The sequence below is a fragment of the Rhodospirillales bacterium genome (assembly GCA_018666775.1).
Taxonomy (GTDB): domain Bacteria; phylum Pseudomonadota; class Alphaproteobacteria; order SMXQ01; family SMXQ01; genus JABIXC01.
Genome location: JABIXC010000017.1, coordinates 14,487 through 40,918 on the forward strand (window position 1 = coordinate 14,487; position 26,432 = coordinate 40,918).

Below are 26,432 nucleotides of genomic sequence, written 5' to 3' on the forward strand. Positions count from 1 at the left end.
TTTTTGGCTGAAAACTGTATAAATTTTAATGGTGGAGGAACCCCATGACCACGTTGGTAACCGGTGCCGGGCTGATCGGCACGGCATTTGCTCAAAATGCCCTGAAGCGTAATGAAGATGTTGTTTTTTTCGATCCTGAACCAAGGGCAGACTTTATCGCAAAAAAACTGGGCACAAAAGATGTGGCGCAGGTGCGCGGCGATGTTCGTGATCTGCCTAAATTGATCGAAACCATCAAAGAATATAAATGCGAAACGGTGGTCCATACCGCAGGCATTATTGGCGGCAAGGTGGATCAGTTGATGTATTCAGCCCTGCAAATCAATATTCAGGGCACCATGAATGTGGCAGAAGCGTCACGCTTAATGGATGTCAGGCGTCTGGTTCATGTTTCAACGTTTGGTGTCTATGACATGCGCCGCGATGATACCCCTAAAGTAATGTCGGAAGATTGGCATCGTGGCCATGGCCGGTCTTATGGCAATTCAAAGGTTGCGAAGGAACTGATCTTGGAGGCCTATCACAACCGCTATGATCTGGAACTGGTGGGGGTGCGCCCGGCCAATGTGTTTGGCAACGGCCATTTCTGGTCCGGTTCAGGGGGTGGTGCGAAAATTCATGAATTGATGGTGGCAGGTCATGAAGGCAGGGTTGCAAAAATTCCCGAAGGCCAGACCATGGCAAATGAATATATTTATTCAAAAGACATCGGGGCCATTATGGATGCCGCAGCCACCGTGCCCCAGCCGAAAGAGATGCTGTTCTTTAATGGCGGCACCGGCATTAACACGCCGTTCGATGATCTGATTGGGGCCGTGCAAAAAATTCACCCGGGGCTTGAATACGAAGTGATCCCCGGCAAGGGGGGCAAGAACCGGGACACCATTCTTGATATGGGGGCCGCCAAAAAACATCTGGGGTTTGAACCGGGCTACAGCCTTGATGCGGCTTTGGCCGATTATGCTCAGGAAATTTCAGAGATCGGGGCATTTTAGAATTACTTGCCCGTGATCATTTGCCGGTGATCATTGATTTAACGAAATCAATGTGGAGGCGCAGGTGATAAAGCTGTTCGGTATGGCCCAAAGGCACGTGCAGCTCTCCGACCTGAATTTGAATTCGGTCCAGCCTCTCGACAAGCTCTTTTAAAACACTGTCGCCTTTTCGAAATTGTTCTTCGATTTCGCGCAATTCACCGTACCAGCGATAAATGCGCCGACGTATCCCCCAGCGATACGCAGGTGGTGCAATTTTGAACAGGGGAAACAGCAGGGTCAGCAACGGCACCAACATGATCATCAGCCGTTCTGCCATGACGGCGGCCCAAAACGGCAAAACGCGGCGCAGGAAACTTGGCCCCGATTTCAGATACCGCTGGGCATCTTCGTCGATGGGAAAATCAAGAAAGCGGTGGGATGGGAAAACACCTGCGGGCGTTGTCAATCCACCGGGCTTGTGAACCTTGGTGATGGTGGCCATTAACAAATTGGTCAACGCCGGGTGCAGATCGTCACGCACCACCAGGGCCGCCGTTGGGGCCAGCATGGTCACATCGCGTGAAGGCGTATCGCTTTCAAGCCCCAATGCGCCCCGGGGCAAGGAGACCTCGGAAAGATAGGCATATTGCCGCATATAGGCTTTGGCCCGGGAAAAGTTCATGAGGTGAATGTTGGGCCTGCGTAATTGGGCCAGCAATCCGGGTGACAGTTTGGCGGATACGAAAATGGCTGCATCGACTTTGCCAAAGCCCAGCAAAGCCCGTGCTTCGGCTCCGCCAACGTTAACCAGCGTCGAATTATCCCCATACACGCCGTTGGCCGATAACAAGGTCCGCGCCAGAACCCGGGTGCCGGACCCCTTCATGCCAATGGCAATGCGCTTGCCTTTCAGCTCGCCGATGTTGCGCGGTGGTTTCTGTCCCCGGGTTAACAGCCAGACCGGCTCATAAAACAGACTGCCCAGCGATTTCAACCCCGGCGCCCCATATGGATCACCGATGCCGCCCTGAACAAAGCCCATGCTCACGCCGCTTTTGGGGTCTGTCAGCAGGGAAAGGTTTTCACGGGCCCCTGCGGTATGGCGAATTTTGACGGTAATGCCAGATTATTTAAGGGCGGTTTTATACTGTTCGGCAAAGGCACTATAGGCACCATTGGGGCCGCCGGTGGCAATGGTGATGGTCTTGGGCGGTGCCGGATCAACAAAGCGATAGGTCACCATGAAACCAATGATGACAATCACGGAGATGGGCAGGTAGATTTTTAGAAAATCGCGCATAAAATCATTTTAAAGGTTTTGATGGGTCTCGTGATCCCCTAAATTGAGGAAAATTAAAATAAGTAAGCCATTAAGGGAACCTGACATGCCCAAAAAAATCGATGCTTATCTCTGGACCACCGGAAACGCCCGCAAGATATTTGTGATGTTCGAAGAAACCGGTCTGGAATACAACACCTTAATCGTCAATATCCGCAAAGGCGAACAATTCGCCCCGGATTTTCTGAAAATCAGCCCCAACAATAAAATCCCGGTCATTGTTGATCCCGATGGGCCAGATGGTGAAACGCTATCGATCTTTGAATCTGGCGCCATTTTGGAATATCTCGGCGATAAATCCGGACAACTCCTGCCCAAATCGGGCGTGGCGCGCTACAAGGTGATCGAATGGCTGCATCTGGTCGCGGCCAATCTTGGCCCGGCCCTAGGACAGGCCCATTATTTTGTCCATGAATTTCCCGAAGGCAATGAACACGCCGCCACGCGCTTTCGCAATGAAACCGCGCGCCTGTTCAAAGTGCTCGATGAACAATTGATCGATAAAGACTGGATCGCCACCGACGCATACACCATCGCCGATATCTCGGCCTATGGCCGCGTGCGCGGCTGGAAAAACGCCGGCATCCAAATCGATGACACCCCGCGGCTGAAAGACTGGCTCGCCCGCATCGAAGCCCGCCCCGCCGTACAACGCGCCGATAAAATCATTCAAGACCTCAACACCAAACTCCGAGGCGATGTCGCCGTTGACCAACATTCTATCCTCTATGGGGATCGACAGATGGCCCGGAAGTAGGGGCTAAAGCTTTCCCTCAGCCTTAAATTTAATCACTTCGTCGCGGTTGCGGAGGATTTTTTCGTCTATGCCTTGGTCGGATAGTTCGCCCATTTTTGCGGGATCAAAGAAGCCGGCGGCCATGTCGTAATCGGTGCCGGGGCGGTATTGAATCCAGTGTTTGAATTCGGTGCAGAGTTCTGGCGTGTCGAAATTATCGATGTAGGTTTCGATCTCGTTGCCGTCTGGGTCTGTGTAATAGAATGACGTCGATTGGCCGTGGTTGATGCAGTGCGCTGGATCAATGCCCCATTTTTTGGCCTGGCGATAAAGTTTCACCAAATCTTTTAGCGATGCATATTGAAACGCCGCATGGGCAATGCCGCCGCGCCCGGTGGCGAAGGTGCAGCCCGGGCGTTCCAGAATGGCAAAGCGGTGGTCGCGGTTATCCCAGGAAATAAACGCCGCACGCGCGCCGCCAAATTGGCGCTTGTCGCGAAAATTGACCGGCGGGGCATCAAAAAACCGGGTGTAGAAATCGACCATCTTTTCATAATTTTTATCGGTGCCGATGGAGACATGGATGAGCGCGGTGGGCTTTGGCACCTCACCCCCTTCGGGGATGCGTTCATCGGGACCGGGGATATAATTTTCTTTAAAATTTGCGAGCCACATGTCGTCGTCGGTACGGATGTCGCCTTTGTCGCCTCTGTTGCCAATGTCGCCTTCTGCCATGAGAGCCTCCCTGAAATAAGTGTTATTTTTATGTGTTGTGTTTCCACTGCCAGCTGGGGGGCAATGGGTCTTCGATGATGTGGTTGCGCATGGTGCCGATGCCGATGACTTCGGATTCCAAAATATCGCCCGGCTTTAATAATTTATCATCACCGCCATCTTTGCCACTGGCCACCCCGGCGGGTGATCCGGTCAGCACCACGTCGCCCGGCAGCAATTCGATTTGGGAAATATAGGAAATGATTTGGGGAATTTTCCAGATCATTTCTTCGGTGTTGGCATCCTGGCGGATGTCACCGTTCACCCGGGTGCGGATGGCCAGATTGTTGGGGTCTGTAATTTCATCGGCGGTGACAAAACATGGCCCCATGGGGCAAAACCCATCAAAGCTTTTGCCCAACAATCGGTTACCTTCCAGCCGTTCAACCTTGCCCACATCGCGGGCGGTGACATCATTGGCAATGGTGTAGCCGGCAACCATGTCCATGGCGTGTTCGGCGGGCACATTTTTGCACCGCGTGCCAATGACAAAGGCCATTTCGGTTTCATAATCCATCATCTTGCACGCCGCCGGTTTGACGATGTCATCATGGGGGCCAACGATGGCCGATGATCCCTTGAACCAGGTGGTGGGCAGGGCAAAGGGCTGTGGGGAATCGCTCATTTCTGCGTGATGGGCGCGATAATTTCGCCCAGCCGCGATCACCTTTGATGGGTTGAGGGGGGCAAACAGCACGGCATCGGCCAATGGGGTAAACAAGGGTTCATCGTTTAAGCCCCGCGCATCCAGATGGGCAGCCTGTTTTTCTAAATAGGCCGCGCCTGCGCGCGCAGCATCCATTGCGGCGGGGCCTGCGGTCAGCAAAGCGGTGCTTTCTGGGCCAATGCGCAATTGGGCCACGTCTTCGGCCTGCGTATCGCCAGATTCTGCCAACATCCGGGCATAGCCCGCGCGCACATCACCGATGGTGTCTCCGGTGCCGTTATTGTTGATTAAAACGCCTAATCGCCGCGCCCTTGGCCGTTCGCCCATAGCCGTGTAGCTGAGAAGTTTCATAATGGGTGTGCTCCCTTTTGCATTCCCCGTTTCGGGTTATTTTTCTTAACCATTCCCACAGCTTAGACCGGGGTGAGATCGGAGGGAAGGGCGTTGACCAGCGCGCCGGATTGCGGCACTCTGTCACCAAGGCCGCGACAAACAGGCGGTGGTACATATAGATATGACAGGGAAGGGACTATTCATGAAACGCATGATGATGATTGCCGCCACGGTTGCGGCAGGAATTGGCATGGCACCGCTGGCAAATGCGGCTGACCTGCCCAAAACAACGCAGAAAATGCTCAAGGCCTTAAAGCTGAATGCATCCATCCTGAAAGGTGTGGATCAGGAACTGACGGTTCCAAAGGCATGGCTGAAGACAGCACGGAACAAGGAAAAGATTGTCAAGATCTACACCACCATGCGGCCGAAAGCATGGAAGAAGATGAATGACATCTGGAAAGAACGCTATCCCGGGATCGAGCTGAAACATTCAGAGGTTCGCGGCGCCGGCAGACGGTATATCCGGCCTTTGGCAGCCTTCAAGGAAGGCCGTTATCTGACCGATATCGTCATGGGGCTTTCTGGCAACGTCTATTTGTTCCGCAATGCAAACGCATTCCACAGCCTTGCTGATATTCCCACCTATAAATCGGCAGTGCCCGATGCCACCAAACAAAAAGACCATATTGCTGCGGCAACGCGGTCACGTTATTGGTGCATGTCGTATAACACCAAGCGGGTCAAAAAATCTGATCTGCCCAAAACCTGGGATGATCTGGTCAATTCAAAGCGCTTTGGCGGTAAAAAACTTCTGATCGGCAACCGGCCCAATAACTGGCTGTTGAACCTGTGGGAAGCCAAGGGCGATGACTGGGGCCGTGATTTCACGACCAAGATGATGAAGGGCCTGAAGCCTCAGCTTCGCAAAGAAGGCATGAGCGGCCTGTTGCAGCTTGTCATTCTGGGTGAAGGCGATGCGGCAATCCCATCGGCCATGAACCGGGTTGCACCGCTTCATGACAAGGGTGCGCCCATTGGCCATCATTGCCCGACACCGGTGGTCAACACCGTGTCTGAATTGGGTGTGTTCAAGAATGCACCCCATATCAATGGTGCGAAAATCTGGGTCAACTGGTTCTTGTCAAAAGAAGGCCAGATTGCACAATATTGGGCCAATAAATCGACGCCCGTTCACAAGGGATTGCAGGGCAAGGAATTCATCCGTTGGCCCGCAAGCGTCAAGGGTAAGGCCCTGGCCGTTCACGGCACCGATTCGGCGGCAACGTCGGTTCGTCTGGCCAAATTCTGGAACCCATTGTGGCTCGGTGGTGGGGGATATATCCCACCCAAGGCCAGCATCGTTACGGTCAAGCTTGAAGCCGTTAAACGGGGTGGTCGTCGCATCCATTTCACGGTCAATGGCAAAAAAGACAAGGCCAAGGTTTCAAGAAGCCGGACCAAAATTGAAGTCGGCGGAAAATCAGCCAAGCGCAAGGATATGAAGGTCGGCATGACCTGCAAGGTAAAATATCCAGCAGGCGGCGGCGAAGCCAAATACATCAAGTGTAACTAGTACCAATTGTCATCCAAGACGGCCCCGGCGCATATAATGGCGTCGGGGCGGCCTTGCGCAATTGGCCTAAGGAATTTTAATGGCAGTTGATACATTTAATGGGCCAGCACAAGCCGGGCTGATGGTCAGGTTGAAATCAAGGCTTCGCAGGTTCAACCCATGGCATTGGGCCTTGTTCTTCCTGATCCTGATCATGGTTGGGCTACCCTTTATCTTTCTGATTTTGGGGTCTCTCTCCAGTGCCCAGGTGCCAACGGACATAACGCTTTCAGAGCTTGATTTTGAAAATTATTTTGATGTCTGGTGGGACCCATCCACCTATTCGCTGTTTTACAACACCTTTGTTTATGTCACCGGGGCGACGGCGTTGGGGATTACCATGGCGGCGTGTCTGGCGTGGCTTGTGGAACGCACGGATGTTCCCGGGAAAGTATGGATTTATGCAGGCGTGCCCATGACGCTGGCCATGCCGGGCATGTTGCAGGCCATGGCGTGGGTGTTGCTGTTATCGCCCCGGGTTGGCTTCCTGAACACCTTTTTTACGGAGACCTTGGGCATCCCCATGGACCCCATCAACATCTATTCCATTGGCGGGATGATCTTTGTTGAAGGCCTGCGTTTGGTGCCCACAGCGTTTCTGATGCTGGTGCCATTGCTGCGTTCCATGGATCCGTCTTTGGAAGAGGCTGCCTATATGTCTGGCGCCAATCCAGGTTCAACCCTTCGGAAGGTAACCATCCGGCTGATGTTGCCGGGTTTGGTGGCCATTGTTATCTATCAATTCATCACGGCATTTGAAGTGTTCGAGGTGCCGGGCATTTTGGGCATGCCCGCTGATATTTTCGTGTTTTCAACCAAGATTTATGCCATTCACCAAACGGCAACCGTGTTGCCCGCGTACGGCAAGGCCAATGCATTGGCGATGATCTATATGGTGGTGGCGGTGATTGCTACCATTGCCTATTCCCGGGTGATTGCCCATCAGGAACGGTATTCCATCGTTACCGGAAAGGGCTATCGCCCCCGGTTGACGTCACTGGGCTCTTGGAAGTGGCTGGCCTTTTTGGGGGCGGGTCTGTTCTTGCTGTTTTCCATCATTTTGCCGTTCTTCGTGTTTTTATACGTCTCTCTCTTGCCCTTCGTCCAAGCCCCCAGCTGGGAGATTTTCGGGACAATGACGACGGAGCATTACTGGGGTCTTGGCGATGACCAGTGGATTGGCATTTCCATCTGGAACACCATCATGTTGGTGGTGGTGACCTCCACCGGCACGGTCTTGCTGTCATTTCTTGTGGCTTTGGTGGTCGTGCGGTCAAAATTCGTTGCCAGGAAATTACTGGATCAATTGGCATTTATGCCCCATGCCATTCCGGGCATCGTTTTGGGGCTGGCCTTTATGTGGGTGTTTTTGCAAGGCGACAAGATCGGCATTACGCTGTTTGGCAGCCTGTGGGGCATTTGTATTGTCTTCATCATCAGCTACATTTCATACGGCACCCGGGCGATGAACGCAGCCATCATGCAAATCCATAAAGAACTGGAAGAGGCGGCCCATGTTTCCGGTGCGCGCCAATGGCGAACCATGGTGCGGGTGTTTTTCCCACTACTGTTGCCATCCTTTGTCGGTGTCTGGATATGGGTCATGCTTCATGTTGTGCGTTCGGCATCTTTGCCGCTGATCCTCTATGAAGGGCCAGAAAATCAAGTTTTGGCAGTTTTGATATGGAACATGTGGGACGAAGGTGAAATTCAGGCTGTGGGGGCACTTGGGGTCTTGATGATCCTGCTTTTGATGCTGATCACCCTTGCGGTCCGGTCATACGCATTTGGGTCCTCCACCAAAATTCAGGGTGATGCCAAGAAGTAGGGGGCGCGCTTGCGCTAGCCAAGGGAATGAAGGACAATAGCTTTAATATAAAAAACGGCCCAAAAGGGCTGAATATCGGGGAGAGCGTAGCGTAAATGAGCGGACCAATTACCCACAATACCCGCCATATATGTCGTCTGGACATTGAAGGTGGCGGCCAGGTCAGGACCGATGGCAATTTTCTCTATATTGCCCATATGGAACCGCCTTTTGGCACCTCAATCTATGATATTTCAGACCCCCGGAAACCTAAGATGGTTGGCAAGGTAGAACTGCCAAACGATCATTCCCACAGCCACAAAGTGCGGGTTGCTGGCAACACCATGATTACCAATGCAGAATTCTGGTATCGGGGTTCCATGGGCAAAGCGCGCAAGGTACGCGGGGCACAGCTTTCTTTGGAAAAAACGTTGGGTCGGCCAGCAAGCCACGAAGAATTGGCAAAAGAGGTTGGGGCCAACGCCGAAGACATTCCGGAAATGATCCGCGTTGAAAACGCCACCAATTACGATGAAGGCGGTTTTCATATGTGGGATATTTCGGATAAATCCGCACCAAAGCATCTTCATTTTGAAAAGACCTTTGGCAAGGGCGCGCATCGCTTCGATATGGATGAAAATTACGCTTATATTTCCACCGAAATGGAAGGCTTTGTCGGCAATATTCTGGTGATCTATGACATCACCAACCCGTCAAGCCCGCAAGAGGTTTCGCGTTGGTGGTTGCCCGGTCAAAACACGGCTGCGGGTGAAACGCCCACCTGGCCCGGGGCTTATGTGCGGTTGCACCATGCATTGCGTTCAGGGGATGAACTGTGGGCAGGCTGCTGGGGCGGTGGCCTTGCGGGCATTGATATCAGCGACATCAAAAACCCAAAGACATTTTGCCATTACGATTATCACCCCCCTGTCCGCGAAGTAAGCCACACCTTTATGCGTGTGCCTTTCAAGGTGGCGGGTCGCGAAATTGCGTTGGCCATTGATGAAGAAGGCAGCAGCCCGTATGTGGGCCAAATGCATGCCTACATGTGGGTGTTCGATGTCGAAGACCGGACCAACCCAAAACCCATCTCCACGTTCTCCATGGAAGAAGGGGACAGCCCCTATGCCAAAATGGCCATTAATTCAGGGGAACGGTTTGGCGCCCATCAATTCCGTGAAAAAATGACCGATACCCTGGTTTACGCAACATGGTTTGCAGGGGGGTTGCGGATTGTCGATATCGCCGATCCCATGCTGCCCACGGAAGTTGGATCCTTTATTCCAGAGCCAAGTACAGGCCGCGATGGTGTTAAAGGCCATCAATCGGTTCAAAGCAATGATGTTGATCTGGATGATCGCGGCATTATTTACCTCCTTGATCGTTTCAAGGGACTGGACGTAATTGAATACACCCCTCATGCTTGATTGCATAATTACTAACAAGAGAGTCTGACATGATTAAAATTGAAAACCTCCATGTTCACTATGAAAGTACCGAAGGCAGGGTTCACGCGGTGCGCGGAATCAACATCAATGTTGCCGAAGGGCAATTTTATACGATGTTGGGCCCATCCGGTTGTGGCAAGACGACCACGCTGCGCTCTCTGGCGGGTTTGGAACGGCCATCGGGCGGGACCATCTCAATCAATAATCAGGTGGTGTTTTCTGCCGATAACCACACCATGGTCCCGGCGTACAGGCGCGACATTGGGATGGTATTTCAAAGCTATGCCATTTGGCCCCACATGGACGTTTTCAACAACGTGGCCTTCCCCTTGCAGGAAATGAAGGGGCGCTTCACAAAAGCAGAAATCCGCGAAAAGGTCTTGAAGGCACTGGAACTGGTGCAGCTTGTTGGCTACGAAGATCGCCCGGCACCGTTTCTTTCCGGTGGCCAGCAACAGCGTCTGGCATTGGCCCGGGCGTTGGTTCGCGAACCTCAGGTTTTGTTGCTGGATGAACCGCTTTCAAACCTTGATGCAAAGCTTCGTGAAGAAACCAGAACGGAAATTCGCGATCTTGTAAAACGGCTTGGCATCACCACCATTTATGTGACCCATGATCAGTTAGAAGCATTGACCATGTCTGATGTGATTGCGGTCATGGAAGAAGGCTTGATCGTACAAGAAGGGTCCCCGACCGAGATTTATCAGACCCCCAAAGTTCGTTTTGTTGCTGATTTCATTGGTTTGACCAATTTCATCGAAGGCAAGGTGCGGACCGCCGCCAGCAAGGGTGGCATGGGCGAAGTTGAAACGGCCAATGGCATCATCCGATGCAGCCTGCCCAATGGTTCCACCACGGGGGACAATGTGGTTGTCGTTGTGCGTCCCGAAGATGTGAATGTCATTCCGGCAAAGGACGCCATAAGCGGTGAAAATATTTTGGAAGGCAAAGTATCCGTCGCCATGTTTATGGGGGATTCGAAGGAATACCGCATTGCATTGAAGGATTCATCGCTGCGTCTGAAAATGCATCCCTCAACGGACTTCACCGAAGGCGAAGTGGTGCGCATTGAAATTCCGGCTGATTGCTGCCGAGCACTTTCCCGGTAAGCCAGTCACAAACGCGTAAGATTAAAAAAAGGGCGGCACCTGCAAGAGGTGCCGCCCTTTTTAATTTTGTTCGACAAAGATATTTAGCTGGCGGATTCCACAGCGCGCTTGGCCATGACAGAAATCAGGTGGGCTCGGTAATCAGAACCACAATGAATATCAGACATCAAGTCGTCTTCGCCGTAAGCAATACCATCAATGGCATCGGCTGAGAAATTGGCGGAAAGGGCTTTTTCCATATCCGTTGCTCGGAACACACATTCCTTTGCACCCGTAATGGCCAGACGGACATCACTGCCAAATTTGGCAACAAATGCACCAACCATGGCAAACCCGGATGCGGGTTGGGGGAATTTTATGTAAGCGGCGGCATCGGGAATGGGGAAGTGAATGGCGGTGATAATTTCGCCTTCTTCCAGCGCCGTTTCAAACAAGTCGAGGAAGAAATCATCGGCAGCGATTTTGCGGCTGTTGGTTTCTATTGTAGCCCCAAGCCCAAGCACGCCTGCAGGATAATCAGCAGCGGGATCAGAATTGGCAACCGATCCACCCATGGTACCACGATTGCGAACGCTTGGATCGCCAATACCGCCAGCAAGGGCCGCCAAGGCCGGAATGGCCTTTTGTACATCAGCGGAGGTGTTGACGGCCACATGGCGAGTCATGGCACCGATAGAGACGGTGTCAGCGGAAACTGAAATGGTGTTGAGCCCATCGACGCCGCCCAGATCAACCAGATCACTGGGTGATGCAAGGCGAAGCTTCATGGAAGGGATCAAGGTCATGCCACCCGCAAGCAATTTGCGATCCTCAGCATCGGCGGCTATTTTGGCCGCTTCATCGAGGCTGGCGGGGCGGTGATAGTTAAATTCGTACATTTGTTTTCTCCCTGGCTCAGCCCTTGTTCATGGCTTTGATACCACTTTCGATGGCTTCAACGATGTGTTGATAGCCAGTACAGCGGCAGATGTTGCCTTCCAGTTCCTGGCGGATGGTTGCTTCATCGGCATCGGGAATGCGGCGTGCGATATCACATCCCACCATCACCATGCCCGGGGTACAGAATCCGCATTGCAGACCATGATGTTCCCAAAAGGCCTTTTGCATGGGATGAAGTTCATTATCGCCGGACGCCAGTCCTTCGATGGAAACCACATCGGCCCCTTCGCACTGAGCTGCAAAAATGGTGCAAGACTTAACGGCTTCGCCGTTGAGATGCACATTGCAGCACCCGCATTGGGATGTGTCACAGCCCACATGGGTCCCTGTCAGGCCCAGATGTTCTCTAATGTATTGAACAAGAAGTGTACGGTCTTCGACGTCCGCAGATACATTCTTGCCGTTTACGGTCATACTGACTTTTGTCGTGGCCAAGGGTTCCCTCCTTTTGTTGCCGCCCTGATTATGCACTTAAGTGTGTAGTATCCAAAGCACGGTTAGGCCTGCTGCTGCAAGCCCCCAGAACAGAATTTGGCAGCTATTTGCGGAATTCTGTCCTGTATTAGGTGTTGCCGGTTGGGCTGGTGCCGCAGAACCGGCATCTGTCTCTTTATTTTTGTCTGCGAAATAGGCTTCAAAGCTCTTGAAAAACTGTCCTGCAAGCTTTTTAGCTGTGCTGTCGATCAACCGTTGGCCGATTTGGGCCAATTTTCCGCCGACACTGGCGTGCGCCGTATAGGTAATGATGGTTTCGCCATCTTCTTCACGAAGCAATACCTTGGCCTCACCCTTACCAAAACCAGCAACGCCCCCTGAACCCTGACCGGTCAGGGTATAGCCGTTGGGCGCATCAATGTCGCTTAAGGTCACTTCGCCAGAAAAACTGGCTTTTACAGGGCCAATGGAAAGCTTCACCTTGGCCGTGAATTCGGTGTCTGACTTTTTATCCACTTCCTGGCATCCGGGGATGGCCAGTTTCAGAATCTCGACATCGTTAAGGGCTTCCCAGACTTCTTTCTGGGGGGCAGGAATGCGTTGTTCGCCTGTCATATCCATTATTCGGTTATTCCCTTCGTACGTGCCTGATTGATGGCATACCATACCCGATTGGGGGTCAATGGCATATCAATGGTATTCACGCCCATCGGCTCCAGGGCATTTAACACAGCATGAACAAAGGCCGGTGGTGCACCGCAACACCCGGCTTCGCCCGCACCCTTGACCCCAAGCTCATTGTTGGTGCTGGGGACAGGATTGAACAGGGCTTCCATGTGTGAAAAATGATGGGCTCGGGGCATGCCATAATCCATGAAGGAACCGGTCAGCAATTGGCCGGTTTCTTCGTCATAGACCAGATTTTCGGTCATGGCCTGGCCAATACCCTGGGCGACACCACCATGGACCTGGCCGTGAACAATCAGGGGGTTGAGAACCACACCGCAATCATCGGCGGCGGTAAAGGCCTGCATTTCGATTAATCCGGTTTCCGGGTCCACTTCAACTTCACAGATATGGCAGCCATTGGGGAAGCTCATGTCTGCGCGGCCACCGGGGCGCGCATAAAGATAGGTTTCATCCAGTTCCGGTTCCATGTCATCGGGTAATTTTGATGGGTCATGGGCGGCTTTAGCTACTTCATCGATGGTGACAGAGCCCGTTTTGGATTTGAATTCACCTGCGTCAAAGGCAATGTCATCCTCGCCCGCCTGCAAAAGATGCCCGGCGATTTTCTTGCCTTTTTCAATGATGGCATCACAGGCCCGAAGAATGCCAACCCCGCCCATTTGTGACGATCTTGAACCGAAGGTGCCGGCCGACCCTTCGGGCTGGGTGTCAGTATCGCCTTGAACCAGATTGATGGAATCAAAGGGCACACCCATTTTTTCGGAAATGATCTGGGAATAAACCGTGGCATGGCCTTGGCCGTGGGAAAAGGTGCCAGAAAAGATGGTGACGGTGCCGTCGTCTTCGAAACGCACACGCATAACCTCTTCGGGGCGCCCTCCGGCACCTTCCAGAAAAGAGCCCATGCCAATGCCACGGAGGCGGCCATGTTTTGCTGATTGGGCGCGCCGGGCTTCGAATGTGTCCCACTTGGCAGCTTTCACGGCCATATCCTGACAGCCAGCAAAATCGCCGCAATCAATGCTCAGGCCCATCTGGGTGGCATAGGGGAAATCGGTCATGTAATTGCGCTTGCGAAGTTCTCCGGCATCAATGCCCAGTTCCTTTGATGCGGTCTGCATCAACCGTTCAACAATGTAATTGGCCTCAGGCCGGCCCGCGCCGCGATAGGTATCGGTGGATACCGTGTTGGTCATCACGTTCTTGCAGGAATAATACAGCACCGGAATGTCATAACAGCCGCCAACGATGCGCCCGCCGCCGTCAACGCCACAGCGACAGCTGTTTTCGGTGACCCAAGAGCCAATATTGACGTGGGTCAGAATTTTCATGCCCAGCACTTTGCCATTTTCGTCAAAGGCCATTTCGGCATCATTGACCTGATCGCGCCCGTGAAGGTCGGAGACAAAGGTTTCAGAACGATCGCCGGACCATTTGACCGTGCGGTTCAGCTTTTTGGCGGCATAGGCCACAGCAATGGTTTCGGGATAAATTTTCGACCGGGTGCCAAAACCACCCCCTGTATTGTCCGAAAACTGGCGAACCTTATCGATATCATCGTCATAGAGAAACTCGGCGACAGCCGTTTGCACCCGGTTACCACCCTGATGGGGGGTGTAGACGGTCATCAGGCCTGTATCGGTATCAATGGCTGCGGTGCAGACCTTTGGTTCCATGGGGACCGGCACCAGTCGGTTGTTGATCAGATCAACAGAAACAATTTTATGGGCCAAAGCTGCCACCGCGTCATAGGCATCAGAGGTGTCATTTTCCCAATGCAGCGCGCAGTTATCGGGATTTTCGTCATGAATGGCGGGCGCGCCTTCGGCCAGGCCCTGTTTGGCCGTCACAATGGCGGTCAGTTCTTCGACATCCAATTCGATCAATTCGGCGGCATCCTTAGCCTGATTGGCGGTCTCGGCGATGACCATGGCAAGGGGCTCACCTGCATATCGCGCCTTGTCGGTCGGCATGGGCAGGCGACGGGTCTTGAAAAGCGGGGTCCCATCCAGTTCTTTTAAGGGAACATCGACAGAAAACCGGCCAACACCATCGGCTTCCAGATCGCTGCCTGTATAGACCCCAATCACGCCGGGGGCTTTCAGTGCGGCATCAGTATTGATGCCAATGATGCGGGCATGGGCATAAGGGGAGCGTAAAAAGGCAAGATGGGCCTGGCCTTCCAGATTGATATCATCAGAATACTGGCCGCCACCGGTCAAAAGGCGCTGATCTTCTTTGCGTCGGACCGGCTGTCCAACCCCAAATTTTTCTGCAAATCCTTCAGTGCTACCTGTCATGATTCCTGCTTTTGTCCTTTGCGGACCCCGCACCCCATCAATGCAGGGCCATCCCATAAAAAGGGGCCCTAAAGAGGTGTTACGGAACCCGTTGGTGGGTGCCCTGAATTAAGGGGACACCTTGATTGAGGCCGGATTTTATAGCCTTCACCCCCGTATAGGAAAGCATAATTAACACTGTTTCGTATTTTATAAATGGGGGCGGTGAGGGGCATTGGTTTCATGAAATTTATCTTAATTAAGAAAATTAACAATCATTCTCAATTACATGTAATTAAAAGATTTTTTAAAATAAAAAAGATTTTTGGTCTGGGCGTTTCCCAAGGGCCTTTTCTGCGCTATAAATTGTGTAGAAAGCTAATAAATTGGGCATTGCCCAAAAAACGGGAGAAACCGCTATGACCGTCATCGATGCCGATGCCCATGTGATTGAAAACGAGGCAACCTGGCAATACCTGTCAGAGGCAGACCGCCAGTATCAGCCCATGGTGCTTCAGCAAGTTGACGGGGTTTTCGGTCATACCAATCGCGGGGCAGTTTCCAAAGAATGGTGGATGGTTGGCACCCATGTCCAGCCAGCGGATCGCAACATCAATGTAGAGGATCTTGACCCGGAATCGCGCAATCTGACCAATGTCAAAAGCAGGCTGGATCATATGGACCAGTTGGGCATTGATGTTCAGGTGCTGTATCCGACCATTTTCCTGTCTCCCTGTTCGCCCGATGCGGCGGGGGAATTCGCGCTGTATCATTCCTATAATCAATGGCTGGCAGATATCTGGAAACAGGCGCCGGACCGGCTGCCCTGGGCGGCTATGGCGCCGTTGAATTCCCTGCATAAATTGCGCGAAGAACTTGAATTTGCCAAGGCAAACGGCGCGGTTTCTATCTTTGTGCGCCCCTTTGAATGCGAAAGAGGGATGTTTGAAACCTATTTCGATCCCTTATATGAAGCCGCACAGGATCTGGACCTTGCGGTGACCTTCCATGCGGGAAACGGGTCGTTTCAGAACCACAAATTCCTGGAACCCCATAATTTTGCCAAATTCAAGCTGTCCATGATTGCCGCCTTTCACGGGCTTTTGGAATTCGAAGTACCAAAACGGTTTCCCGGTGTGCGTTGGGGGTTGATTGAAGCCAGTGCCAGTTGGGTGCCCTACGCCTTGATTGATGCGGAAAAGCGCCTGAAGCGTAAGGGTAAACGATTGTCTTCGGACCCCCTGAAAGACAACAACATCTTTGTCACCATCGAGATGACCGATGATATCCCCTACATCATTGATCGGGTTGGGGACGACAATCTGGTTGTGGGCACTGATTATGGCCACACAGACACCTCTGCCGAAATCGAAGCCCTGCGTATGCTGCGCGATAACGGCAAGGTCAATGAAACCAGCATCAACAAGATCCTTGGCCCCAATTCCGAGGTCCTTTACGGCCTGTAATCCGGGCTTTCAGGCATAAAAAAGGGCGGTGCGCATAGGCACCGCCCTTTTTAATGACTGTGCGGCACCTACGGTGCGATGCCCTTATCGGAATCGTGGAGTTCCAGAACATTGCTGTCGGGATCATGGAAATAGGCGCTGCGCCCGGTAAAGGTTGCATCGCCGTGGCGTTCTTCATCCTTGAAGACTTTGATGCCTTTTTCCGCCAGATAGACAAGTGAGCGGTCATATTCATCGGCATCGACATAAAATGCGGTGTGGATATCGTGGACATCGGTGGGGTTGGGATCGATGGGTTTTTCAGAATAGGTCAGAACGAAATAATCGCTCAGACATTTGCAGAAAACCATGTGTTTGTTTTCGCGGACGAAATCAAAGCCCAAGGTGTCGCAATAGAACGCTTTGGATCGTTGCAGATCTTTCACGGGGATGGTGAAATGGGTTAGCCCCTTCATTTTGATCATGGTGTTACTCCCTTAATGTTTTTCCTTATTATACGAATGATTTTTGAAAATCGCCAGCCCCGCCATCCATCGTATCAAGGGGTGTCGTAATGCTTGTTCCCCGCATCAAACCGGGCATCTGGGTTAAGGCCCAGTTGCGTCTTGCCGATCTGGAGGGGCGTATTTTTACGGTTTTGCGCCGGGGCGATGACGATGGCGGGACGATTATTGTCAAAATTGTAGACAGAGGTGGCATGGCCGATGTTTTGGCCCAAACTACGGCAACCTCTGGCACCGGTGAGCTGGCCTGGTATCGGCCCCTTGGCCCGGAACCCGTCAGTGATGGGGATGCGGACGCCTATATTGCCCGCCAAGGCGATTTTGACCCCGATATTTGGGCTTTGGAGGTCATGGACCGGGATGGAACCTATGAAATTAGCGGCACCGTGCTGGATCAGGGGTAGAGGGGCGTCTTTTGATGTTCTGGCAGGCGTTAAAAAACCTGTTACACTGTTTGCAACGAAATAGGCCAAACAGGGCCAGAAAATAGGGAAGAAATAAAGATGAGCAGCATGCGAGAAGAAATTACCGAAGCAGACCACATTGAAGCTGAAAACAGCGTGGTCAAATTCAGCTACACCAAGCCAGAGGGCTTTGATCGGGCAAAGGTTTCTGTTCGTCTTGGCCAGACCGATCATATTCGGGGCATGGTTCAGGTGATCAAAGATGGTGGGGAAAATAACCTGCATTATCATTCACGCGTCGATGGCATGTTCACGGTCTTGTCGGGACGCATCCGGTTCTACGGTCCCGAAGATGTTGTGATCAGCGAATGCGGCCCCATGGAAGGGGTGATCATTCCCCGCAACGCACGGTACTGGTTTGAGAACATCGGTGAAGGCGAAGCGGAAGTGATGCTGGTTCAGGGATTCCACGTTCCCGGAGCAGAAACATCCGGGCGCACAGATACCTCTGAGCGCAAGCTCGCCGATGCGGGTAACATGGATCAGACCTATAACGCGGTGGTCAAATAAGGCCAGTTCTGCTGGTTGGCCTAAACTCTATTCAGTAGTCGCTTTTTGGCGCGCGGTGCGTTTGCGATCTACGGCATCCAGCTGGCGCTTGCGCAGCCGGAAGGCCTTTGGCGTAACCTCAACCAATTCATCGTCTGCAATATAGGCGATGGCTTCTTCCAGAGAGAACCGGATGGGCGTGGTCAGGGTGACCGCTTCATCCTTTCCCGATGCCCGGGTATTGGTCAGATTTTTTGCCTTCAGCGGATTAACTTCAAGATCATTGCCGCGACTGTGTTCGCCAATAACCATGCCCGCATACACTTGCTCACCGGCACCTAAGAACAGGCGTCCACGATCTTCCAGATTCCAAAGCGCGAATGCAACGGTGGAGCCTTGTCCGATTGAGACCAGAACCCCGGAATGGCGATCCGCAATGGAACCTTTGTGGGGGGCATATTCATGAAACAGACGGTTCATGATGCCGGTGCCACGGGTGTCGGTCAAAAATTCAGAATGATAGCCAATCAATGCCCGGGTAGGTGCGTGAAAGACAAGGCGTTGCTTGCCGCCACCCGATGGGCGGATTTCCACAAGATCGGCGCGTCGTTGGCTCAGTTTTTCAACAACGGAGCCTGAAAATTCATCATCGACGTCAATCACAACTTCTTCGATAGGCTCCATCCGTTTCCCGGTTTCTGGGTCTTCCTTGAACAAAACCCGGGGGCGGCTGACGGCCAGTTCAAAGCCTTCGCGTCGCATGGTTTCGATCAACACAGAAATTTGTAGCTCACCCCGGCCTGCAACTTCAAATTCACTGCCACTTTGTGTTTTGCCAATGCGGATGGCAACGTTGCCTTCGGCTTCGCGTTCAAGGCGCGCGGCAATCATGCGCGATGTCACTTTGTCGCCCTCTTGTCCGGCCAGGGGCGAATCATTGATAGAGAACGTCATGGCCAGCGTTGGCGGATCAACCGGGGTTGCTGCAATGGGCCGGGTTTCGGCAAGATCACAAATGGTATCTGCAACCGATGTTTTTCCAAGCCCGGCAACCGCGACAATGTCGCCAGCTTGGGCTTCTTCAACAGGCACGCGTTCCAAACCCCGAAAGGCGAGCAGGCGGGTAACCCGGCTGGACTCGACAGGGTTACCTTCACGATCAATAGATTTAACATCCTGATTGGCCTTGATGGACCCGCTTTGAATCCGCCCGGTTAAAATCCGGCCAAGATAGGGGTCGTAGGAAAGGATGGTGACCAAAAGGCGCAAGGGTTCACCGGCTTCCACATTTGGCGCCCGGACATCGCTGACAACCAGATCAAGAAGGGGGTTCATGTTTTCATGGGGGCCAGTAGGCTCTGCTGCTGCCCAGCCTTGTTTTGCCGATGCAAACAGGGTTGGGAAATCGAGTTGTTCTTCATTGGCGCCAAGGGCTGCCATAAGATCAAAGACTTCATTTTGAACATCAAAGGGCCTGGCATCTGGCCGGTCGGTTTTATTGATGACAACGATGGGCTTGAGCCCAAGGGCGAGTGCTTTGCCAAGAACAAATTTGGTCTGGGGCATTGGCCCTTCGGCGGCATCGACAAGGACAACCACGCCGTCAACCATGGACAGGATGCGTTCGACCTCTCCACCAAAATCCGCATGGCCCGGAGTGTCGACGATGTTGAGCCGCGTATCCTTCCAGACAAGGGAGGTGCATTTGGCAAGAATAGTGATCCCGCGTTCGCGTTCGATATCGCCGGAATCCATGGCGCGTTCGGCGACCTTTTGGCCTTCGCGAAACGTGCCTGCTTGTTGCAACAAGCAGTCGACGAGGGTGGTTTTGCCATGATCAACATGGGCAATGATGGCGATGTTACGAAGGTCCATTTTTTCTTACTTTCAGGTGTTGGGATGCGCAAACATAGTGATCTTCTGGCTGGGATCAAGGTTAACGATCAAGATTGACCGACCTTCTTTGCCGCCGTATACCCAATGCGGAAAGATTTTGTGCCCAAGGAGACGAAAAATCGCAGAAAACGTAGACTTAATCGTTATTGGCGCGGGTGTCGTGGGATTGGCCGTGGCACGTGAAATGGCCATGGCTGGACGCGAAGTTATCGTCCTTGAGGCAGAAGACGCTATTGGTTTGGGCACATCTTCGCGAAATTCCGAAGTTATCCATGCGGGCATCTATTATCCCAAAGACAGTTTGAAGGCGAAATTTTGTGTTGAAGGGCGCAAATTGCTCTACCCATATTGCGAATCCCGGGGGGTTGATTTCAGGCGATGCGGTAAATTGATCGTCGCCAGTGATGAAAGCCAAATTGATGGCATGGCCGAAATTCAGGCCAAGGCGCTTGCCAATGGTGTTGATGACATTCAATGGCTCGATGGAGATGCAGCCAAGGCATTAGAGCCTGACCTGAATTGCGTTGGGGCATTGTATTCCCCATCGACCGGGATCATCGATAGCCATGGATTGATGCTCGCCTATCAAGGGGACGCCGAAGATAATGGTGCCATGATCGCGTTCAAAAGCCCGCTTGTTGCCGGGCGCGTAACCGATGGGGGCATCGCGCTAAGCATCGGGGGGGAACAGCCCACAACCCTGCTCGCCAAAAGCGTCGTTAATTCGGCGGGTCTGTTTGCACAAGTGGTTGCGAGTGCGATTAATGGGCTTGACCCCAGCACCATCCCGCCCCGGCATTTTGCCAAGGGAAATTATTTTTTCTGTTCGGAACGCAGCCCGTTTAGCCATTTGATTTATCCCGCCCCCGAAGCGGCGGGCCTTGGGGTGCATTTGACCCTTGATCTTGGTGGTCAGGCAAAATTCGGTCCCGATGTCGAATGGGTTGATGACATCAATTACGATGTGGACCCAAAACGGTGCGAAGGATTTTACGAAGCCGTGCGCCGCTATTGGCCGGGGCTTCCCGATGACAGTTTGCAGCCGGCCTATTCTGGCATCCGTCCAAAAATTCAGGCCCCCGGTGAACCTGCAATGGATTTTATGGTTCAAGGCCCCAATGAGCATGGCGTGCCCGGATTGGTAAATCTGTATGGCATTGAATCACCGGGCCTGACCGGATCACTGGCCATTGCCGGTGCGGTTCGCAGCGCCTTAGAGGCCTAAAGCCATGGGCACCATCAACCACCGTCTTTCCGTTGCCCCAATGATGGATTGGACCGATCGACATGAGCGTTTTTTCCTGCGCCGAATAACCGCCCGCACCTTGCTGTATACAGAAATGATCACCACGGCGGCGATTATCCACGGGGATCAGGAAAAGCTTTTGGGCTTTGATGCCAGCGAACATCCCTTGGCGCTCCAGGTCGGGGGATCGGATGGAGAAGAATTGGCGACCTGCGCAAAGCTGGCGGCGGACCTTGGCTATGATGAGATCAATCTGAATGTTGGCTGTCCATCTGACCGTGTGCAATCAGGGCGGTTCGGCGCATGTTTGATGGCAGAACCCGCTCTGGTGGCAGAATGCGTTTCAGCCATGATGTCAGGCGGCATTCCCGTGACGGTGAAATGCCGGATCGGCATTGATGACCGGGATTCTTATGATGACCTTCTGGATTTTATTACTACTGTGCAAAAGGGGGGCATCACATCCTTTACGGTGCATGCCCGAAAAGCGGTTCTTTCAGGGCTCAGCCCAAAGGAAAACAGGGACATTCCACCCCTTCGCCCCGAAGATGTCTATCGTTTGAAAGCAGAATTGCCCGACCTTGAAATCGTCATCAATGGGGGCATTTTAGACCTTGATGCGGTCCGCCATCACCTGGATCATGTTGATGGGGTTATGATTGGCAGGGCCGCCTATCACAACCCGTGGATGCTGGCGCGCGCCGATGCGCAAATATTCGGTGATCCCCCAACCGGTCTTACCCGGAATGCGATCATTGCCGACATGGTTGATTATGCCGATGACCATATCAGCGCAGGCGGGCGGCTTATGGATATCACCCGTCATATGCTAGGGTTGTTCCAAGGGGTTCCAGGTGCAAGGGCGTGGCGCAGGATGCTGACGGAAAAAGCCCGGCTCGACAATGCCCGCCCGGAATTATTGATGCACGCAGCAGCGGCAATCCCTGAAGAAATACGCTTGCAGGCCCATTAACAAATCAGGAGATCGGCATGTTTGGAAATCCATCTTTGATGACCCGTGTGGGTGTTGGTAAAGGTATCGGGTTTGGTATCGGGTTAATCGGTTTTTTCGTTTTGCCGCATTTGTGGCCAGAGGCAAGCTCGCACCTGCGATGGGGCATTTTGCTGTGGTACACGACCTTTGGCGCAATCATCGGGGTGTTTGGCATCTTTACACACCACCCGGTGCTGAAGATTCCTATGCCATGGTGGGTGCGTGATCCGGTTCTGGGCGCGTGGCTGAATTTTGTTTTGACGTTCTTTGCCTATGAACCGATGAAGGCAATGTTACACGCTACCTTTGGGGCCGATGGGTTATTTGTATCGCCCTATTGGTTTGTTGCCGAGGGCGCGTTGATAGGCCTTTTCATCGGCTATTTCGCAACCCGGTTTGGCGGTGAAGGGGTTAAGACCGCTAATTGGTAACGGGGCTAGATACTGAAGGATTCGCCGCAGCCACACCGGCCGGTCTCATTGGGATTGCGGAAAACGAACCCTGATTGCAGGTGTTTAACTTCGTAGTCAATTTCGGTGCCGAAAATAAACAGGGCAGCCATAGGATCAATGACGATGGTCATGCCCCGGTCTTCGACCACGTCGTCATTGGCGCCAATTTCAAATGCGTAATCCATGACATAGGTTTTGCCAGAGCATCCGCCTTCGCCAACGCTGATGCGCAACCCCAGTGCCGGTTTGTCTGATTTATCCAGAATTTTTTGAACTTGATCGGCTGCTGCCTGGGTCAGGTTGACCGGTTTGGGCCGTTCATTCGTGGGTGTTGTTTCGCTCATGATCAGATAAACCCCAATTCAAGTTTTGCTGCTTCTGACATGCGTTCTGGCGTCCAGGTTGGTTCCCAGACCAGTTCCAGATCAACATTGCGCACGCCGGGGACGGTGGAGACCTTGTTTTCAACTTCGCCCGGCATGGATTCGGCCACCGGGCAATTGGGTGTGGTCAGGGTCATGATCAATTTGACATCGCCTTCGTCGTTGATATCAACACTGTAGATCAGGCCCAATTCATAAATATTAACGGGTATTTCCGGATCACAGATGGTGCACAGCATGTCCCTTATGGGTTGCTGCAGGGTCTGGTTCCCCGTGTGTGCCGTGCCAATCGGCGCTTCTTCTGTGATGGCCTGTGGGTTCATTTCATCCATGATCTACTCCGTAACGACCGTGTCGCTGGCATTTTCTAGGGCGGCTTTCAGGGTGTGCCAGGCAAGCGTTGCGCATTTAACCCGCATGGGATAATCGCGAACACCGGCCAGCACCTGTAATTTTTCCAATCCATCATCTAATGCATCGCCTTCATCATTGCCGGTCATGGCATTGTGAAACCGTTCGAAAACGTTCTGGGCCTCTTTGATGGTCAGGCCTTTCAACATTTCTGTCATCATGGAGGCCGACGCCGTGGAAATGGCGCAGCCATTGCCTTCAAAGCTGACGTCCTTGATGCGGTCATCTTCGACCAATGCATAAATGGTAAAGCGATCCCCACAGAGCGGATTGTGGCCCTTGGATTCCCGGTTGGACGGATCAATGTGGCCAAAGTTCCGGGGGCTTTTGGAATGATCCAGGATCACTTCCTGATAAAGGTCACGCATATCTGTCATCAGCCAAACAACTCCCTGACTTTGTCGATTGCCCCAACCAGCGCATCTATATCGGCCCGGTTGGTATAAACCCCAAAGGACGCCCGTGCCGTGGCCGGAATTTTCAAGCGATCCATCACCGGCTGGGCACAATGATGTCCGGTCCGAATGGCAACCCCTTCGCCATCAAGAATGGTGCCGATGTCGTGGGGGTGGGCGTAATCCAGCATGAAAGAAATCACGGCGGCCTTTTGGGGCGCATTGCCGATAATTTTAAGACCCTTCAATTGAGAAAGCTGTTCGGTGCCATAGGCCATCAAATCGGCTTCGTGGGCTTCAAGGCCGGGCATATCCAATGCGGCAAACCAATCAATGGCCGCACCCAACCCAATGACGCCTGCAATGTTCGGGGTGCCTGCTTCAAATCGATACGGTGGATCGGCATATTCCGTGTGCTCAAAAGAGACGGTCCGGATCATGTCGCCGCCGCCCTGCCACGGTGGCATGGCTTGAAGCAGATCGTATTTGCCATACAGAACACCGGTGCCAGTGGGGCCGTATAATTTGTGCCCGGAAAAGGCATAGAAATCGCAATCAAGATCGATGATATCCACCCGGGTATGGGGAACCCCTTGGGCACCATCAATCAGAACCAGCGCCCCTGCATGGTGCGCCATTTCGGTGATGGCCTTGATGGGCAGAACCGTTCCCAGCGCGTTGGATACCTGGGTTATGGAAACCAGTTTGGTGCGTGGGCCCAGCAGGGATTCTATTTTTTCAAAAACAAGATTGCCGTCATCATCAATGGGGATGACCCGAAGGATGCAGCCTTTTTCTTCGCATAAAATTTGCCATGGCACGATATTGGAATGGTGTTCCATTTCCGTGATCAGGATTTCATCGCCTTCACCCAGATTGGCCCGGCCCCATGTCTGGGCGACCATGTTGATGGCAGCCGTTGTCCCGCTGGTGAAAATGATTTCTTCTTCACGGGCAGCATTGATGAAGGCGCGGGTCTTTTCCCGGACCGCTTCATACGCCTCTGACGTTTCAGCCGACAATAAATGCACGCCGCGATGCACATTGGCATAGGTGTGTTCGTAGGTGTGCGTGATGGAATCGATCACGCATTCAGGCTTTTGGGCCGATGCAGCACTGTCCAGAAAGGCCAGCGGTTTGCCATGGACCTGGCGGGAAAGGATCGGGAACTGGGCGCGCACAGATGCGACATCAAAGGGTGCGGTGATTAGCCCATCTGTATTCTCTATGGCTGTGGATTTAGCCATTGTCTTTGTCCCCCAATGTGTCGCGCCAATGTTGGAAATGGCGTCGTAAAAGGGTTGAAAGGGTCGCTGCATTGGCATTAATGGCACCAAAACGATCTATGGCATCCTCGATAAACCCGGCGATCAAAAGGTCGCGGGCTTGTTTGGGGGGAATGCCCCGGGCGGCCATATAAAACAGGGCGTCACGATCAAGATCACCAACGGTGGCACCATGGGCACATTGAACATCATCGGCCAGAATTTCCAGTTCGGGCTTGGCATCGGCAACGGCGCGGCCAGACAGCAAAAGGGTTTGGGTTTTTTGCCGAGCATCGGTGCCAATGGCGTAGGGTGCCACATGGATGCGACCCTGGAAAACGCCATGGGCGTGATCGTCCAGCACGGATTTGAACAGTTCTTCTGTCGCGCAATCAGGTTGGCCGTGGTGAACCCGCGTTGTGTGATCGATGTGTTGGCCATCGCGCCCCAGCGTGATGCCATAAAGCCGCGCGGTGCCCCCGGAGCCATTAAAGGCAACATCGGTTTCCTGTCGCGACAGGGCAGCACCGGATGCAAAGGCAAAACTTGAATATTCTGCGCGTTCTTCCAGCGCAACCTTTGCCCGGTTCAGATGGATGGCAAGGGCGGCTTCGTTCTGGATGCGCCCGTGGATCAGGCTGGCATTTTTACCAAGGGTGATATCACTGACGGTGTTGGTGAAACTCTCACCAATTGCGGGGCCATTGATTTCAATGATGGATGCCTGTGCCCCATGGCCCAAGGTAATGACATTGCGCATATGCACGGCAGCCCCGGGCGTTGATGCATGGGAAACAATAACAATGGGCTTTTCGACAATAATGCCATCGCCGAGCGTGATGACGGCGCCATCGGTCATGAAGGCGGCATTCAGGTCCATCAGGGAATCGGCAATGCCAGCACCCGCACTGATGTGGCTTTCCAGTTTTTGAGAGTCAGTATTCAGCGCAGCCCCAAGGGTGGTGAGGGCAAGTCCTGAAACAGCCATATTGGAAAGATCACAAAGATCTTCGCGAAGATGCCCATCGACAAAGACCAACAGGGCCGCGATGTCGTCTGGCAGGAAGGATTTATCAAATGCCGGTATCGTTTTGGCCTTTGGCGCATGGATGACAGGATGAAATGGGGTTTTGGCCAAAGTGTTCAGCTGGGTGTATTTCCATGCCTCTACCCGCCGGTTGGGCAGGCCCGATGCCGAAAAGCGTGCCAGGGAATCGCTGCGCAATGTGGGGGCACCAACCAGATCATCAAGACCGGCCGCGATATGGGCTGCGACCGTTTTTGATTCATTGGCATTGATTTGGATGGGCGTTGTCATGT

27 protein-coding genes are annotated in these 26,432 nt (G+C 52.9%); 12 read left to right on the forward strand and 15 right to left on the reverse strand.

From position 1 onward, the window contains the following. Nucleotides 1–44 precede the first annotated feature (44 nt). Nucleotides 45–995 carry an NAD(P)-dependent oxidoreductase gene (locus tag HOJ08_08065; GenBank protein MBT5673388.1) on the forward strand — a complete coding sequence of 317 codons (951 nt, stop codon included), beginning with the start codon at nucleotides 45–47 and terminating at the stop codon, nucleotides 993–995. 16 nt (nucleotides 996–1,011) lie between these two features. On the opposite strand, the gene HOJ08_08070 is transcribed toward HOJ08_08065, so the two are convergent. Beyond that, nucleotides 1,012–2,097, reverse strand: a complete 1,086-nt coding sequence (locus HOJ08_08070; protein MBT5673389.1) for an ABC transporter substrate-binding protein — start codon at nucleotides 2,095–2,097, stop codon at nucleotides 1,012–1,014. Between the two features lie 6 nt (nucleotides 2,098–2,103). Then, a complete protein-coding gene (locus tag HOJ08_08075; GenBank protein ID MBT5673390.1) occupies nucleotides 2,104–2,277 on the reverse strand; it encodes a hypothetical protein in 174 nt (57 codons plus the stop codon). Between the two features lie 85 nt (nucleotides 2,278–2,362). Here HOJ08_08075 and HOJ08_08080 point away from each other — a divergent pair, with 85 nt between their 5' ends. Continuing rightward, the gene (locus HOJ08_08080; GenBank protein MBT5673391.1) at nucleotides 2,363–3,073 is read left to right on the forward strand and encodes a glutathione S-transferase family protein; all 711 of its coding nucleotides are present in this window, start codon (nucleotides 2,363–2,365) and stop codon (nucleotides 3,071–3,073) included. 3 nt (nucleotides 3,074–3,076) lie between these two features. Here HOJ08_08080 and HOJ08_08085 read toward each other — a convergent pair whose 3' ends face one another. Continuing rightward, nucleotides 3,077–3,787 (reverse strand): hypothetical protein, encoded by a 711-nt coding sequence (locus HOJ08_08085; protein ID MBT5673392.1) that lies wholly within the window; start codon nucleotides 3,785–3,787, stop codon nucleotides 3,077–3,079. A gap of 28 nt (nucleotides 3,788–3,815) precedes the next feature. Beyond that, nucleotides 3,816–4,844, reverse strand: coding sequence for a fumarylacetoacetate hydrolase family protein (locus HOJ08_08090; protein MBT5673393.1), 1,029 nt, complete (start codon nucleotides 4,842–4,844; stop codon nucleotides 3,816–3,818). A 184-nt stretch (nucleotides 4,845–5,028) separates the two neighbouring features. Between HOJ08_08090 and HOJ08_08095 the strand changes: the two genes are divergently transcribed. The 4 genes from HOJ08_08095 (at nucleotide 5,029) to HOJ08_08110 (ending at nucleotide 10,805) form a co-directional block, all read left to right on the forward strand. Further along, nucleotides 5,029–6,402, forward strand: coding sequence for an ABC transporter substrate-binding protein (locus tag HOJ08_08095; protein MBT5673394.1), 1,374 nt, complete (start codon nucleotides 5,029–5,031; stop codon nucleotides 6,400–6,402). A gap of 79 nt (nucleotides 6,403–6,481) precedes the next feature. After that, nucleotides 6,482–8,269, forward strand: coding sequence for an iron ABC transporter permease (locus HOJ08_08100; GenBank protein ID MBT5673395.1), 1,788 nt, complete (start codon nucleotides 6,482–6,484; stop codon nucleotides 8,267–8,269). 95 nt (nucleotides 8,270–8,364) lie between these two features. Then, on the forward strand, nucleotides 8,365–9,675 hold the full coding sequence (locus HOJ08_08105; protein ID MBT5673396.1) for an RNA polymerase subunit sigma-70: 1,311 nt from the start codon (nucleotides 8,365–8,367) through the stop codon (nucleotides 9,673–9,675). A 29-nt stretch (nucleotides 9,676–9,704) separates the two neighbouring features. Beyond that, nucleotides 9,705–10,805, forward strand: coding sequence for an ABC transporter ATP-binding protein (locus HOJ08_08110; GenBank protein MBT5673397.1), 1,101 nt, complete (start codon nucleotides 9,705–9,707; stop codon nucleotides 10,803–10,805). Between the two features lie 83 nt (nucleotides 10,806–10,888). On the opposite strand, the gene HOJ08_08115 is transcribed toward HOJ08_08110, so the two are convergent. The 4 genes from HOJ08_08115 to HOJ08_08130 are packed head-to-tail and all read right to left on the reverse strand — an operon-like array spanning nucleotide 10,889 to nucleotide 15,169. Then, complete coding sequence (locus tag HOJ08_08115; protein MBT5673398.1) at nucleotides 10,889–11,683, reverse strand: xanthine dehydrogenase family protein subunit M; 795 nt, start codon at nucleotides 11,681–11,683, stop codon at nucleotides 10,889–10,891. Between the two features lie 16 nt (nucleotides 11,684–11,699). Beyond that, complete coding sequence (locus tag HOJ08_08120; GenBank protein MBT5673399.1) at nucleotides 11,700–12,179, reverse strand: (2Fe-2S)-binding protein; 480 nt, start codon at nucleotides 12,177–12,179, stop codon at nucleotides 11,700–11,702. Nucleotides 12,180–12,215: 36 nt separating this feature from the next. Beyond that, complete coding sequence (locus tag HOJ08_08125) at nucleotides 12,216–12,800, reverse strand: carbon monoxide dehydrogenase subunit G (protein MBT5673400.1); 585 nt, start codon at nucleotides 12,798–12,800, stop codon at nucleotides 12,216–12,218. Next, nucleotides 12,800–15,169: a xanthine dehydrogenase family protein molybdopterin-binding subunit gene (locus HOJ08_08130; protein MBT5673401.1), complete on the reverse strand. Its 2,370-nt coding sequence runs from the start codon at nucleotides 15,167–15,169 to the stop codon at nucleotides 12,800–12,802. Before HOJ08_08130 ends, HOJ08_08125 begins: the two co-directional genes overlap by 1 nt. 398 nt (nucleotides 15,170–15,567) lie before the next feature. Between HOJ08_08130 and HOJ08_08135 the strand changes: the two genes are divergently transcribed. Next, complete coding sequence (locus HOJ08_08135; GenBank protein ID MBT5673402.1) at nucleotides 15,568–16,614, forward strand: amidohydrolase family protein; 1,047 nt, start codon at nucleotides 15,568–15,570, stop codon at nucleotides 16,612–16,614. A gap of 68 nt (nucleotides 16,615–16,682) precedes the next feature. Here the strand turns inward: HOJ08_08135 and HOJ08_08140 are convergent, their stop codons facing one another. Then, nucleotides 16,683–17,078, reverse strand: coding sequence for a hypothetical protein (locus tag HOJ08_08140; GenBank protein ID MBT5673403.1), 396 nt, complete (start codon nucleotides 17,076–17,078; stop codon nucleotides 16,683–16,685). Between the two features lie 89 nt (nucleotides 17,079–17,167). Here HOJ08_08140 and HOJ08_08145 point away from each other — a divergent pair, with 89 nt between their 5' ends. Both HOJ08_08145 and HOJ08_08150 read left to right on the forward strand, forming a co-directional pair. Further along, nucleotides 17,168–17,521 carry a DUF1491 family protein gene (locus tag HOJ08_08145; GenBank protein MBT5673404.1) on the forward strand — a complete coding sequence of 118 codons (354 nt, stop codon included), beginning with the start codon at nucleotides 17,168–17,170 and terminating at the stop codon, nucleotides 17,519–17,521. A gap of 99 nt (nucleotides 17,522–17,620) precedes the next feature. Beyond that, nucleotides 17,621–18,091, forward strand: a complete 471-nt coding sequence (locus HOJ08_08150) for a cupin domain-containing protein (protein MBT5673405.1) — start codon at nucleotides 17,621–17,623, stop codon at nucleotides 18,089–18,091. A gap of 27 nt (nucleotides 18,092–18,118) precedes the next feature. Here the strand turns inward: HOJ08_08150 and typA are convergent, their stop codons facing one another. Beyond that, a complete protein-coding gene (typA, locus tag HOJ08_08155) occupies nucleotides 18,119–19,945 on the reverse strand; it encodes a translational GTPase TypA (protein ID MBT5673406.1) in 1,827 nt (608 codons plus the stop codon). Between typA and HOJ08_08160 the strand changes: the two genes are divergently transcribed. Genes HOJ08_08160 through HOJ08_08170 form a run of 3 tightly spaced genes read left to right on the forward strand, consistent with a single transcriptional unit; the run spans nucleotide 19,929 to nucleotide 22,637 of the window. Beyond that, entirely contained in the window at nucleotides 19,929–21,191 is a 1,263-nt protein-coding gene (locus HOJ08_08160; protein MBT5673407.1) for an NAD(P)/FAD-dependent oxidoreductase, read from the forward strand. The two genes, typA and HOJ08_08160, sit on opposite strands and share 17 nt — an antisense overlap. Before the next feature lie 4 nt (nucleotides 21,192–21,195). Next, on the forward strand, nucleotides 21,196–22,185 hold the full coding sequence (dusA, locus tag HOJ08_08165; protein MBT5673408.1) for a tRNA dihydrouridine(20/20a) synthase DusA: 990 nt from the start codon (nucleotides 21,196–21,198) through the stop codon (nucleotides 22,183–22,185). Nucleotides 22,186–22,202: 17 nt separating this feature from the next. Then, nucleotides 22,203–22,637: a hypothetical protein gene (locus HOJ08_08170; protein ID MBT5673409.1), complete on the forward strand. Its 435-nt coding sequence runs from the start codon at nucleotides 22,203–22,205 to the stop codon at nucleotides 22,635–22,637. Nucleotides 22,638–22,642: 5 nt separating this feature from the next. Here HOJ08_08170 and HOJ08_08175 read toward each other — a convergent pair whose 3' ends face one another. From HOJ08_08175 to sufD, 5 genes are read right to left on the reverse strand one after another with little or no spacing between them, the layout of a single operon-like run. After that, entirely contained in the window at nucleotides 22,643–23,002 is a 360-nt protein-coding gene (locus tag HOJ08_08175) for an iron-sulfur cluster assembly accessory protein (protein ID MBT5673410.1), read from the reverse strand. Between the two features lie 2 nt (nucleotides 23,003–23,004). Continuing rightward, complete coding sequence (locus tag HOJ08_08180; GenBank protein ID MBT5673411.1) at nucleotides 23,005–23,364, reverse strand: DUF59 domain-containing protein; 360 nt, start codon at nucleotides 23,362–23,364, stop codon at nucleotides 23,005–23,007. 12 nt (nucleotides 23,365–23,376) lie between these two features. Then, nucleotides 23,377–23,832, reverse strand: a complete 456-nt coding sequence (locus tag HOJ08_08185; protein MBT5673412.1) for an SUF system NifU family Fe-S cluster assembly protein — start codon at nucleotides 23,830–23,832, stop codon at nucleotides 23,377–23,379. Beyond that, nucleotides 23,829–25,166, reverse strand: a complete 1,338-nt coding sequence (locus HOJ08_08190; protein ID MBT5673413.1) for a cysteine desulfurase — start codon at nucleotides 25,164–25,166, stop codon at nucleotides 23,829–23,831. The genes HOJ08_08185 and HOJ08_08190 overlap by 4 nt, the downstream gene beginning before the upstream one ends. After that, the gene (gene sufD, locus HOJ08_08195; protein MBT5673414.1) at nucleotides 25,087–26,430 is read right to left on the reverse strand and encodes a Fe-S cluster assembly protein SufD; all 1,344 of its coding nucleotides are present in this window, start codon (nucleotides 26,428–26,430) and stop codon (nucleotides 25,087–25,089) included. The genes HOJ08_08190 and sufD overlap by 80 nt, the downstream gene beginning before the upstream one ends. Nucleotides 26,431–26,432 lie beyond the last annotated feature (2 nt).